The 12,536-nt window shown below is 57.3% G+C and carries 11 protein-coding genes and 1 riboswitch; of the genes, 8 read left to right on the top strand and 3 right to left on the bottom strand.

Annotation, left to right across the window (positions count from 1 at the left end):
* Positions 1–2 precede the first annotated feature (2 nt).
* Positions 3–1,154: an acetylornithine deacetylase gene (argE, locus tag RTM13_RS18210; RefSeq protein WP_312213917.1), complete on the bottom strand. Its 1,152-nt coding sequence runs from the start codon at positions 1,152–1,154 to the stop codon at positions 3–5.
* A gap of 88 nt (positions 1,155–1,242) precedes the next feature.
* Here argE and argC point away from each other — a divergent pair, with 88 nt between their 5' ends.
* From argC to oxyR, 4 genes are all read left to right on the top strand, one after another.
* Entirely contained in the window at positions 1,243–2,247 is a 1,005-nt protein-coding gene (argC, locus tag RTM13_RS18205; protein ID WP_312213915.1) for an N-acetyl-gamma-glutamyl-phosphate reductase, read from the top strand.
* 6 nt (positions 2,248–2,253) lie between these two features.
* The gene (gene argB / locus RTM13_RS18200) at positions 2,254–3,030 is read left to right on the top strand and encodes an acetylglutamate kinase (protein WP_312213914.1); all 777 of its coding nucleotides are present in this window, start codon (positions 2,254–2,256) and stop codon (positions 3,028–3,030) included.
* Between the two features lie 78 nt (positions 3,031–3,108).
* The gene (gene argH / locus RTM13_RS18195; protein ID WP_312213913.1) at positions 3,109–4,482 is read left to right on the top strand and encodes an argininosuccinate lyase; all 1,374 of its coding nucleotides are present in this window, start codon (positions 3,109–3,111) and stop codon (positions 4,480–4,482) included.
* Positions 4,483–4,630: 148 nt separating this feature from the next.
* Complete coding sequence (oxyR, locus tag RTM13_RS18190; RefSeq protein WP_312213911.1) at positions 4,631–5,548, top strand: DNA-binding transcriptional regulator OxyR; 918 nt, start codon at positions 4,631–4,633, stop codon at positions 5,546–5,548.
* Here the strand turns inward: oxyR and sthA are convergent.
* Positions 5,531–6,931 (bottom strand): Si-specific NAD(P)(+) transhydrogenase, encoded by a 1,401-nt coding sequence (gene sthA, locus RTM13_RS18185; protein ID WP_312213909.1) that lies wholly within the window; start codon positions 6,929–6,931, stop codon positions 5,531–5,533. The genes oxyR and sthA overlap by 18 nt on opposite strands.
* A 231-nt stretch (positions 6,932–7,162) precedes the next feature.
* Between sthA and fabR the strand changes: the two genes are divergently transcribed.
* Together fabR and RTM13_RS18175 are read left to right on the top strand one after the other, a co-directional pair.
* Entirely contained in the window at positions 7,163–7,801 is a 639-nt protein-coding gene (gene fabR, locus RTM13_RS18180) for an HTH-type transcriptional repressor FabR (RefSeq protein WP_268106387.1), read from the top strand.
* Between the two features lie 10 nt (positions 7,802–7,811).
* On the top strand, positions 7,812–8,171 hold the full coding sequence (locus RTM13_RS18175; protein WP_312213907.1) for a YijD family membrane protein: 360 nt from the start codon (positions 7,812–7,814) through the stop codon (positions 8,169–8,171).
* A gap of 58 nt (positions 8,172–8,229) precedes the next feature.
* Here RTM13_RS18175 and trmA read toward each other — a convergent pair whose 3' ends face one another.
* Positions 8,230–9,330 (bottom strand): tRNA (uridine(54)-C5)-methyltransferase TrmA, encoded by a 1,101-nt coding sequence (gene trmA / locus RTM13_RS18170; protein ID WP_312213905.1) that lies wholly within the window; start codon positions 9,328–9,330, stop codon positions 8,230–8,232.
* A gap of 117 nt (positions 9,331–9,447) precedes the next feature.
* A riboswitch (cobalamin riboswitch) is annotated at positions 9,448–9,626 on the top strand.
* Between the two features lie 65 nt (positions 9,627–9,691).
* On the opposite strand from trmA, the gene btuB reads away from it, so the two are divergent.
* Positions 9,692–11,536, top strand: a complete 1,845-nt coding sequence (gene btuB / locus RTM13_RS18165) for a TonB-dependent vitamin B12 receptor BtuB (RefSeq protein WP_312213903.1) — start codon at positions 9,692–9,694, stop codon at positions 11,534–11,536.
* Complete coding sequence (gene murI, locus RTM13_RS18160) at positions 11,481–12,362, top strand: glutamate racemase (protein WP_312213901.1); 882 nt, start codon at positions 11,481–11,483, stop codon at positions 12,360–12,362. The genes btuB and murI overlap by 56 nt, the downstream gene beginning before the upstream one ends.
* Positions 12,363–12,536 lie beyond the last annotated feature (174 nt).

Here is a 12,536-nt window from a genome sequence, read left to right as displayed (position 1 = left end):
AATCAGTGCCAGCAGAAGTGGTGCACAACCTGGGTAATCAGCTCCCGGGTAGGCTTGATAAAGCGCGTCTCGAGATACTCATCCGGCTGATGCGCCTGGTTGATGGAGCCGGGACCGAGTACCAGGGTTGGGCAGAGCGTCTGGATAAACGGCGCTTCGGTGCAGTAGTTCACGACGTCGGTTTTTGTGCCGAGCAGCTTCTCCACCACCTGCACCAGCTGGTGATCCGGCGGGCATTCGTAGCCCGGAATCGGCGGATGCAGCTCGGCGACGTTCAGACGCCCCGGCCAGCGCTCGCTCACCGGTGCCAGTGCGTCGTTCACCAGGCCGTTGAGATCGTTCAGCGTCATGCCCGGCAGGGGACGAATGTCCATATGCAGTTCGCAGCAGGCGCAGATGCGGTTTGAGGCATCGCCGCCGTGCAGGCTGCCGAGGTTCAGCGTCGGGTAAGGTACCGTGAAGGCCTCAAAGTGATAGCGCTCTTTCAGGGAGTCGCGCAGCTGCATCAGGCGGCCAATGGCATCGTGCATCAGCTCGATAGCATTGACGCCGCGCGCCGGATCGCTGGAGTGGCCCGACTGACCCAGCACCCGTACCGCCGTGGAAATATGGCCCTTGTGGGCGCGGATCGGCTGCAACGAGGTCGGCTCACCGATAATGGCGCAGTCCGGGCGAATCGAGGTGTTTTCAGAGAAGTAGCGCGCCCCCGCCATGCTGGTCTCTTCATCGGCAGTCGCCAGAATGTAGAGCGGCTTTTTCAGCTTCGTTACATCCACGTCACGCAGCGCATCAAGAATAAAGGCGAAGAAACCCTTCATGTCCGCCGTGCCGAGGCCGTAGAGCTTATTCTCATGCTCGGTCAGGGTGAAAGGATCGCGGGTCCAGCGGCCATCGTCAAAAGGCACCGTATCGGTATGTCCGGCCAGCAGCAGGCCACCTGCACCCTGGCCAATGCTGGCCAGCATGTTGAATTTATTGCGCGTGTCCGGCACCGGCTGGATCTCTACGTTAAACCCGAGGTCGCCAAACCACCCGCCCAGCAGATTGATTAAAGACGCATTGCTCTGATCCAGCGCTTCTTCCGTGGCGCTGATCGACGGCGTAGCTATCAGGGCGCGGTAGATCTCGATAAATGGCGGTAAATTCATTTTCATTGTTGACACACCTTAGGTCGTGATAGTATCAATATTCATGCAGTAAATGTGAATAAAAATACATTAACGTTGAGCATAAAGGAACCCGATGTTGAATACGCTGATTGTGGGCGCTAGCGGTTATGCGGGCGCAGAGCTTGTAAGCTACGTGAATCGCCATCCTCATATGACCATAACCGCTTTGACCGTGTCAGCGCAAAGCAATGATGCAGGAAAATTAATCTCCGATCTGCACCCGCAGCTGAAAGGCATTGTCGATCTGCCCCTGCAGCCGATGTCCGATATCAGCGCGTTTGTTGCGGGTGTCGACGTGGTGTTCCTGGCGACTGCCCACGAGGTGAGTCACGACCTGGCCCCGCAGTTTTTGGCGGCAGGCTGCGTGGTGTTCGATCTCTCCGGCGCGTTCCGTGTTAACGATGCTGCGTTCTATGAAAAATTCTACGGCTTCACTCACCAGCACCCGCAGCTGCTTGAGCAGGCGGTGTATGGCCTGGCGGAGTGGAGCGCTGACAAACTGAAAGAGGCGCAGCTGGTGGCCGTACCGGGCTGCTACCCGACGGCGGCGCAGCTGTCGCTGAAGCCGCTGATCGACGCCGGGCTGCTGGATCTTAACCAGTGGCCGGTGATCAACGCCACCAGCGGCGTCAGCGGTGCCGGGCGCAAGGCGGCGATCTCAAACAGCTTCTGCGAAGTGAGCCTGCAGCCGTATGGTATTTTTAACCATCGCCATCATCCGGAAATCACGACCCACCTGGGCGCGGATGTGATCTTTACCCCGCATCTGGGCAGCTTCCCGCGCGGGATCCTCGAGACCATTACCTGCCGTCTGAAGCCGGGCGTGACCAAAGAGCAGGTTGCGGGCACGTTCCTGCAGGCGTATGCCGATAAACCGCTGGTGCGCCTCTATGACAAAGGCGTTCCGGCGCTGAAAAACGTGGTCGGTCTGCCGTTCTGCGATATCGGCTTTGCTGTCCAGGACGAGCATCTGATTATCGTCGCCGCAGAAGATAACTTACTCAAAGGCGCTGCCGCCCAGGCAATGCAGTGTGCAAATATTCGTTTCGGCTACCCTGAAACGCAGTCTCTTATTTAAGGTGTGATGATGAACCCATTAATTATCAAACTCGGTGGTGTACTGCTGGATAGCGAAGAGGCGCTGGCGCGTCTGTTTACCGCCCTGGTTAACTATCGCGAATCGCACCAACGTCCGCTGGTGATCGTTCACGGCGGCGGCTGCGTGGTGGATGAGCTGATGAAGCAGCTTAACCTGCCGGTGACCAAGAAAAATGGCCTGCGCGTCACCCCTGCCGATCAGATCGACATTATTACCGGCGCGCTGGCGGGCACCGCCAACAAAACGCTGCTGGCCTGGGCGAAGAAGCATAAGATTGCCTCGGTTGGCCTGTTCCTCGGCGACGGTGATAGCGTGACGGTCACCCAACTCGATGACGATCTGGGCCACGTGGGCCAGGCGCAGCCGGGTTCGCCGGTGCTGATCAACTCCCTGCTGGCGGGCGGTTTCCTGCCGGTCATCAGCTCCATCGGCGTGACCGACGACGGCTTGCTGATGAACGTCAACGCCGACCAGGCGGCGACGGCGCTGGCTGCCACGCTCGGCGCGGATCTGATCCTGCTCTCCGACGTGAGCGGTATTCTGGACGGTAAAGGCCAGCGCATCGCCGAGATGACGGCGGCAAAAGCCGAGCAGCTGATCGATCAGGGCATTATCACCGACGGCATGATCGTTAAAGTTAACGCCGCGCTGGACGCCGCCCGCACGCTGGGTCGCCCGGTGGATATTGCCTCCTGGCGTCACGCCGAGCAGCTTCCGGCGCTGTTCAACGGTACGCCGATTGGCACGCGTATTTTGGCATAATCGATTTACAGGTTTTGTAGGCCCGGTAAGCGCAGCGCCACCGGGCAATGAAATTCAGAGATATTAAGGAAGCATGTTATGGCACTTTGGGGTGGGCGTTTTACACAGGCAGCGGATCAGCGGTTCAAACAGTTCAACGACTCTTTGCGCTTCGACTACCGCCTGGCCGAGCAGGATATCGTCGGCTCTGTGGCCTGGTCCAAAGCGCTGGTGACGGTGGGCGTACTGACCGCCGATGAGCAAGTGCAGCTAGAAGAGGCGCTGAACAACCTGCTGGAAGAGGTGCGTCTTAACCCGGAGCAGATCCTCGAGAGCGACGCCGAAGACATCCATAGCTGGGTGGAAGGCAAGCTGATCGACAAGGTTGGCCCGCTGGGTAAAAAGCTGCACACCGGCCGTAGCCGTAACGACCAGGTGGCGACCGATCTGAAGCTGTGGTGTAAAGACACCGTGGCCGAGCTGCTGGCGGCGAGCCGTCAGCTGCAGGGCGCGCTGGTCGAGACCGCGCAGGCCAACCAGGATGCAGTCATGCCAGGTTATACCCACCTGCAGCGTGCTCAGCCGGTGACTTTTGCCCACTGGTGCCTGGCCTATGTTGAGATGCTGGCCCGTGATGAAAGCCGCCTGCAGGATGCGCTAAAGCGTCTGGACGTTAGCCCGCTGGGCTGCGGCGCGCTGGCGGGAACGGCCTATGAGATTGATCGCGAACAGCTGGCGGGCTGGTTAGGTTTTGCCAGCGCGACCCGCAACAGCCTCGATACCGTATCCGACCGTGACCATGTGCTGGAGCTGCTCTCTGACGCCTCTATCGGCATGGTGCATCTGTCGCGCTTTGCCGAAGATCTGATCTTCTTTAACACCGGTGAAGCGGGCTTTGTTGAGCTCTCCGATCGCGTCACCTCCGGCTCCTCGCTGATGCCGCAGAAGAAAAACCCGGATGCGCTGGAGCTGATCCGTGGCAAATGCGGCCGCGTGCAGGGCGCACTGACCGGCATGATGATGACCCTGAAAGGGCTGCCGCTGGCCTATAACAAAGATATGCAGGAAGACAAAGAGGGACTGTTTGATGCCCTCGACACCTGGCTGGACTGCCTGCACATGGCCGCGTTGGTGCTGGACGGTATCCAGGTGAAACGTCCGCGCTGCCAGGAAGCGGCGCAGCAGGGCTACGCGAATGCCACCGAGCTGGCGGACTACCTGGTGGCGAAGGGTGTGCCGTTCCGTGAAGCGCACCATATTGTGGGTGAAGCAGTGGTGGAAGCCATCGCTCAGGGCAAACCGCTGGAGGATCTGGCCCTGGCCGATCTGCAAAAATTCAGCAGCGTTATCGGCGACGACGTCTATCCGATCCTCTCTCTGCAATCCTGTCTGGATAAGCGTGCAGCGAAGGGTGGCGTATCGCCAGCGCAGGTTGCCCAGGCCATCAGCGACGCCAGAGCACGCCTGCTTTAATCGTACTGCTATAAGAGATGCCGGGCCTGGACCCGGCTTTTTTTTATACAAAAAATGGCATGCGGGGTCAGAGAGTGCTTGATAGGGATAATCATTGATTGCTATTCTATCTATCGCCATGAACTATCGTGGCGTCGGAGGATGAATAATGAATATTCGTGATCTTGAATACCTGGTAGCGTTAGCCGAACACCGTCACTTCCGCCGGGCAGCCGACTCCTGCCACGTTAGCCAGCCCACGCTCAGCGGGCAGATCCGCAAGCTGGAAGATGAGCTGGGCGTGATGCTGCTGGAGCGTACCAGCCGCAAGGTGCTGTTTACTCAGGCCGGCCTGCTGCTGGTGGACCAGGCGCGCACCGTATTGCGCGAGGTCAAAGTGCTCAAGGAGATGGCAAGCCAGCAGGGGGAGACCATGTCCGGTCCGCTGCATATTGGCCTGATCCCGACCGTTGGACCCTACCTGCTGCCGCAGATCATTCCTCTGCTGCATCAAACCTTCCCTAAGCTGGAGATGTATCTGCACGAAGCGCAGACTCAACAGCTGCTGGCCCAGCTGGACAGCGGCAAGCTGGACTGTGCCATTCTGGCGCTGGTGAAAGAGAGCGAAGCCTTTATCGAAGTTCCGCTGTTTGACGAGCCGATGATGCTGGCGATCTATGAGGATCACCCGTGGGCGAACCGCGATCGCGTTCCAATGGCCGATCTGGCAGGCGAGAAGCTGCTGATGCTGGAGGATGGTCACTGCCTGCGCGATCAGGCGATGGGCTTCTGCTTTGAGGCAGGCGCTGACGAAGATACGCATTTCCGCGCCACCAGCCTTGAAACGCTGCGTAATATGGTCGCTGCCGGTAGCGGCATTACCCTCCTGCCTGCGCTGGCCGTGCCGTCTGAACGCAAGCGCGACGGGGTGATCTACCTGCCGTGCATCAAGCCGGAGCCGAAGCGTACCATCGGTCTGGTCTATCGTCCGGGATCGCCGCTGCGCAGCCGCTATGAGCAGCTGGCGGAGGCCATCCGTACTACGATGGATGGCCATTTCGACAGGACGTTAAAAGAGGCGGTTTAAGCCATTTAGCGCCGCTACCCGGTAGGCTTCCGCCATGGTCGGGTAGTTAAAGGTGGTGTTAACGAAGTACTCAATGGTGTTACCGCCGCCTTTCTGCTCCATAATCGCCTGGCCGATGTGAATAATTTCGGCCGCGCGCTCACCAAAGCAGTGGATCCCCAGAATCTCTTTTGTCTCGCGGTGGAACAGAATTTTCAGCGTGCCGACGTTCATACCCACAATCTGCGCCCGCGCCAGGTGCTTAAACTGCGCCCGGCCCACTTCATAAGGCACCTTCATTGCCGTCAGCTGCTGCTCTGTTTTACCGACCGAACTGATCTCCGGAATGGTGTAGATCCCGGTAGGGATATCTTCCACCAGGTGCGCCGTCGCTTCGCCTTTAATCATCGCCTGGGCAGCAATACGCCCCTGATCGTAGGCGGCAGAGGCCAGGCTTGGATAGCCAATAACATCACCCACCGCGTAGATATGCGGCTGTGCGGTCTGGTACATGCTGTTGACCTTCAGCAGCCCGCGCCCATCGGCTTCCAGACCGACGTTTGCCAGCTGCAGGCTATCGGTGTTGCCGGTGCGTCCGTTAGCGTAGAGCAGGCAGTCAGCCTTGAGCTTCTTGCCTGACTTCAGGTGCATGATCACCCCGTCATCCGTTCCCTCAATCTGCTCGTACTCTTCGTTGTGGCGGATCACCACCCCGTTGTTCCAGAAGTGGTAAGAGAGCGAGTCCGACATCTCCTGATCGAGGAATGCCAGCAAGCGATCGCGGGTGTTGATCAGATCGACTTTGACATCCATTCCCCGGAAGATCGAGGCGTATTCGCAGCCGATCACCCCAGCGCCGTAGATGATCACATGGCGTGGCTCATGCTGCATGCTAAGGATGGAGTCGCTGTCATAGACGCGCGGATGGGCAAAATCGACGTCTGCCGGATGGTAGGGGCGAGAGCCACAGGCGATAACAAACTTCTCTGCCGTCAGCGTCTCTACCGTACCGTCATGGCACTCCAGCGCCAGCGTATGGGCATCAATAAAGTGGGCGTCGCCCTGCAAAATTTCACAGCGGTTACGCTCGTAAAATCCCTGACGCATCCGCGTCTGCTGGTTGATCACACTGTCGGCGTGGTTAAGGATGTCGGCAAAGGAAGAACGCAGAAGGCGGGAGTGGTCGCTGTAGAGAGGATTTTGATTAAATTCGATAATACGGCTGACTGCGTGGCGAAGCGCCTTTGAGGGGATGGTGCCCCAGTGGGTGCATCCGCCGCCCACGTTATGGTATCGCTCAAGGACGGCGACCCTGGCATTTTGTTTAACCAGCCCCATGGCAGCGCCTTCGCCACCGGGACCGGAACCTATCACTATTGCATCGTAATCGTAAGTGTGTGGCATGGTAGGGCTTACCTGTTCTTATACATAAAAACAACATAATAGTAACATCGTTAAGGGGATAACCCAATTATCGCTCTGTTTTTTTGCCGGACTATTTTTTTATTCTGCTTGCGCACGCATTAACGTCATTAAAGGTGCAACAGCATGTAAACAGTCATTCACAAAGCCAGGGAAACCGATTAGCTTATCTCTGGTATAGTGCCAGCAGGCCTTTGGAAGGATTCAAACATCGTGATGGGCGTTAGAGCGCAACAAAAAGAACGAACCCGGCGTTCGCTGGTGGAAGCGGCATTTAGTCAGTTAAGCGCTGAGCGTAGTTTTGCCAGCCTGAGCCTGCGCGAAGTCGCGCGCGAGGCGGGAATTGCCCCGACCTCATTTTATCGCCATTTTCGCGATGTGGATGAGCTTGGCCTGACAATGGTCGACGAGAGCGGTCTGATGCTGCGTCAGCTGATGCGCCAGGCGCGCCAGCGTATTGCCAAGGGCGGGAGCGTGATCCGCACCTCCGTCTCTACCTTTATGGAGTTTATCGGCAATAACCCCAACGCGTTTCGCCTGCTGCTGCGCGAACGTTCAGGCACGTCCAGCGCCTTTCGCGCCGCCGTCGCCCGTGAGATCCAGCACTTTATTGCGGAACTTGCCGACTATCTCGAACTCGAAAGCCATATGCCGCGGGCGTTCACCGAGGCACAGGCCGAAGCGATGGTCACTATTGTATTCAGCGCCGGCGCAGAAGCGTTGGACGTCGGTCCTGAGCAGCGCAGGCAGCTGGAAGAGCGTCTGGTGCTGCAACTGAGGATGATTTCGAAGGGCGCTTACTACTGGTATCGCCGTGAGCAGGAAAGAATGTCGCATCAACCCGATGAGTGAAGGATGAGTAATGAAACAGTCAGGTCAAGATAAAGGTACGCTACTGCTGGCGCTGATCGCTGGCTTATCCATTAACGGTACGTTTACGGCGGTTTTCAGCTCCATCGTGCCGTTCTCGCTGTTCCCGGTTATCTCGCTGGTGCTGGCGGTCTACTGCCTGCATCAACGCTACCAAAATCGCACCATGCCGCTGGGGCTGCCGGCACTGGCTGCTGCCTGCTTTATCTTAGGCGTGCTGCTCTACAGTGCGGTAGTGCGGGCCGAGTACCCGGCCATTGGTTCTAACTTTGTCCCTGCCGTGCTGTCGGTGGTACTGGTGTTCTGGATTGGCTACCGTATGCGTAACCGCAAGCACGAGCTGACAGAGTAAATGAGAGGGTAGGCCGGATAAGCGTAGCGCCATCCGGCGTTTTCGACGGGTGGCAGGTTTATTTTCTGGTCAGCAGCACCCCGCACTCCATATGGTGCGTATAGGGGAACTGATCGAACAGCGCCAGGCGTTCCACCTGATGCGTCTGGCTGAAGGTCTCCAGGTTCTGGCACAGCGTCTCCGGGTTGCAGGAGATATACAGAATACGCGGATAGGCCTGCACCATCTTCTCCGTTTCGCTATCCAGCCCGCTGCGCGGCGGATCGACAAAAATCGTCTCGCAGCGGTAGCCCTTCAGATCGACACCCTGCAGACGGTTAAACTCACGTACCCCGTTCATCGCCTGGGTAAACTCCTCCGCCGCCATACGGATAATCTGCACGTTATCGATCTGGTTGGCGGCAATGTTGTACTGCGCCGCCGCCACCGACGGCTTAGCGATTTCGGTCGCCAGTACGCGATCAAAGTTACGTGCCAATGCCAGGGAGAAGTTGCCGTTGCCGCAGTAAAGCTCCAGCAGGTCACCGGTTGAATCGGTGGTAACGTCCAGCGCCCACTCCAGCATCTGAATGTTCATCGCCGCATTAGGCTGGGTGAAGCTGTTCTCTACCTGACGGTAGATCATCTCCCGGCCTGCTACCGGCAGGCGCTCATCAACGTAGTCCTGATCCAGCATGACTTTAGTTTTGGTCGCCCGGCCAATGATGTGCACGTTCAGACCCTGCTCCCGCAGCGCATCGCGCAGCGCTTGCGCCTCGGCCTGCCAGGCGTCATCCAGCTTTTTATGGTACAGCAGCGTTACGATGGCCTGGTTGCTAAGGGTGCTCAGGTAATCGATCTGGAACAGCTTGTGGCGCAGGACACTATTGCTCCGCACGCTGTCCATTATTGCTGCCATTAACTGGTTGATCAGGGTGCTGGCGGCTGGGAAACTATCCACGCGGATCCGGCTTTTAGTCTGCTGATCGAAGATGATGTGGTACAGATCATCTCCGTCGTGCCAGACACGAAACTCGGCCCGCATCCGGTAATGGCTGACAGGAGAACGAAACACCTCCGGCGCAGGCGCGGAAAATGGGGTCATCATCTTTTGCAGACGATCCACTTTTTCGGCCAGCTGAGCGTCGTACTGTTCTATCGGGAGGTGTTCGGGGGTCATGATGCGTCCTGAGTGAAAATAGATTACGCGGGGATTGTAGGGATTGTGCGCGTATTGTCCAGCCCCGACGTTTTGAGTTTTCTTATCTTAGCAGTCTGGACATCTATAACTACCTACAGGTAGCATCCACGCTCCGGTCCTGTGAGTTAAAAGGGAATCCAGTGTAAATCTGGGGCTGACGCGCAGCGGTAAGGAGAGTTGGAGTGATAGCGAAAGCAGACACTGCCATAAGGTGGGAAGTCATCACTCCGGAAAATGTCCAAGCCCGAAGACCTGCCGGCATACGTCGCACTTGGCTCACATCATCGCGTGCTATTGATGAGGCCTGCGGCATCCTTCTTATATTGTGGATGCTTTTACAATGATAAAAAAAGCTTCGCTGATGACGGCGCTCTCCGTCACGGCATTTTCCGGCTGGGCGCAGGACAGCAATCCGGACACGTTGGTCATCACCGCAAACCGTTTTCAGCAGCCGGTAAAAACGGTGCTGGCTCCGGTCAGCATTGTCACCCGTCAGGATATCGATCGCTGGCAGTCAACCTCCTTAACCGATGTGATGCGTCGTCTGCCTGGCGTAGATATCTCGCAAAACGGCGGCATGGGGCAGATCTCTTCTCTTTATGTGCGCGGCACTAACTCCAGCCATGTGCTGATTCTGGTCGACGGCGTGCGCCTCAACCAGGCGGGCGTCAGCGGCTCGTCCGATCTCAGTCAGTTCCCGCTGGCGCTGGTGCAGCGTATTGAGTATATCCGTGGCCCGCGTTCGGCAGTGTACGGCTCCGATGCCATCGGCGGGGTGGTAAATATCATCACCACGCGCGAGAAAAACGGCACAACGCTGTCGGCAGGCATCGGGTCGAAAGGCTACCAGAACTATGAGGCCAGCACGCAGCAGAACCTGGGCGACAGCACCCGCGTGACGCTGGCAGGCGACTATACCTATACCAAAGGCTTTGATATCGGTGCCGAAGGGAATACCGGCGGCCTGGCGCAGCCCGATCGCGACGGGTTTATGAGCAAGACGTTGTATGGCGCGCTGGAGCATAGCTTCTCCGAACAGTGGAGCGGCTTCGTGCGCGGCTACGGCTATGACAACCGTACCGATTATGAAGGCTACTACAGCAGCTATACGCCGGACGTGCTGGTAGATACCCGCCAGCTCTATAGCCAGACCTGGGATGCGGGCCTGCGCTTTAATGGTGATATCTTCCGCTCTCAGCTGCTTACCAGCTATGGCCACAGCAAGGATTTCAACTACGATCCGCATCTCGGCCGCTACGACTCTAACGCCACGCTGGATGAGATCAAACAGTACAACGTACAGTGGGCGAATACCGTTGATGTCGGTAAGGGCAACGTTGGCGCGGGCATCGACTGGCAGAAGCAGAGCACCGAGCCGGGAACCAACTACGTCGAGGAGGGCTATGACCAGCGCAATACCGGCGTCTACTTGACCGGGCTGCAGCAGCTGGGTGACTTTACGCTGGAAGGCGCGGTACGTAGCGATGACAGCTCACAGTTTGGCCGTCACGGCACCTGGCAGAGCAGCGCGGGCTGGGAGTTCATCGAAGGCTATCGTTTTATCGCTTCCTATGGCACAGCGTATAAAGCACCTAACCTCGGCCAGCTGTATGGCTTCTACGGCAATGACGATCTCAATCCGGAAGAGAGCAAGCAGTGGGAAGGGGCCTTTGAAGGACTGACGGCAGGCGTGAACTGGCGCGTCTCCGGCTACCGTAATGACGTAGACAACCTGATCGACTATGACGATCACCTCATGAAGTACTACAACGTGGGTAAGGCGCGTATCAAAGGCGTGGAAGCGACGGCATCCTTCGATACCGGCCCGCTGGAACACAGTGTGAGCTACGACTACGTCGACTCGCGTAATGCAATCACTGACGAGCCGCTGGCACGCCGTGCGAAGCAGCAGGTGAAGTATCAGCTCGACTGGCAGGTCTACGATCTGGACTGGAGCGTAACCTATCACTATCTCGGTACGCGTTACGATACGGACTACACCACCTACCAGCGCGTCAAAATGGGCGGCGTCAGTCTGTGGGATGCAGCAGTATCGTATCCGATCACCTCACAGTTCACCGTTCGTGGTAAAATAGCTAACCTGTTCGATAAAGATTACGAGACAGTTTATGGCTACCACACTGCAGGACGAGAATACACCGTCTCTGGCAGCTACACCTTCTGATCCAAGACGCACCGTGCTGGTGTTTGACTCCGGCGTCGGTGGGCTATCGGTCTATGATGAGATTCGGCGTCTTCTGCCGGATCTCCATTACATCTATGCGTTCGATAACGTCGCCTTCCCGTACGGAGAGAAGTCAGAAGCGTTTATCGTTGAGCGGGTAGTGGAGATTGTCACCGCCGTTCAGGCGCGCTATCCGCTCTCTCTGGCAGTGATTGCCTGTAATACTGCCAGTACCGTCTCGCTTCCTGCCCTGCGCGAGAAGTTCGGGTTCCCTGTGGTAGGCGTTGTGCCCGCCATTAAACCTGCGGCACGCTTAACCGCTAACCGCATCGTTGGTCTGCTGGCAACGCGAGGCACGGTAAAACGCCCTTATACGCACGAGCTTATTCAGCGCTTTGCTAATGAGTGCCACTTTGAGCTGCTGGGATCGTCTGAGCTGGTGGAGATAGCCGAGGCGAAGCTTCATGGCGAACCGGTCTCTCTCGACAGGCTACGTCGTATTCTTCGCCCATGGTTAAGGATGGCAGAGCCACCAGATACCGTTGTCCTGGGTTGTACCCACTTTCCGCTTCTACAAGAGGAGCTGTTGCAGGTGCTGCCGGAGGGAACGCGGCTGGTGGATTCCGGAGCGGCGATTGCCCGTCGGACGGTATGGCTCCTTGAGCACGACGCACCCGATGCTAAATCCTCCGATGAAAATATCGCATACTGTATGGAAGTGACGCCGGAGACTGTACAGTTACTGCCCGTTTTGCAGCGATACGGCTTCAAATCGCTTGAAAAATTAGCAACGGACAACGGGTTTGCACAAAAAAGAGACGCTTGAAAGAATTTTTGAAATTAGCTCTTGTCAGTCCCGAATAACTCCCTATAATGCGCCTCCACTGACACGGAACAACGGCATACAGACCGCCGGGTCAGCAGGAACTTCTCCGGAGGTTCTGACAGAGAAAAGCGAAAAATAAACGCTTGACTCTGGATGAGGAAAACGTATTATACG

It is taken from the genome of Pseudescherichia sp. (genome assembly GCF_031979925.1).
Taxonomy (GTDB): Bacteria; Pseudomonadota; Gammaproteobacteria; order Enterobacterales; family Enterobacteriaceae; genus Pseudescherichia.
The sequence above is the reverse complement of the archived record's forward strand: the minus strand, read 5'-3'. Positions and strand labels throughout refer to the sequence as shown.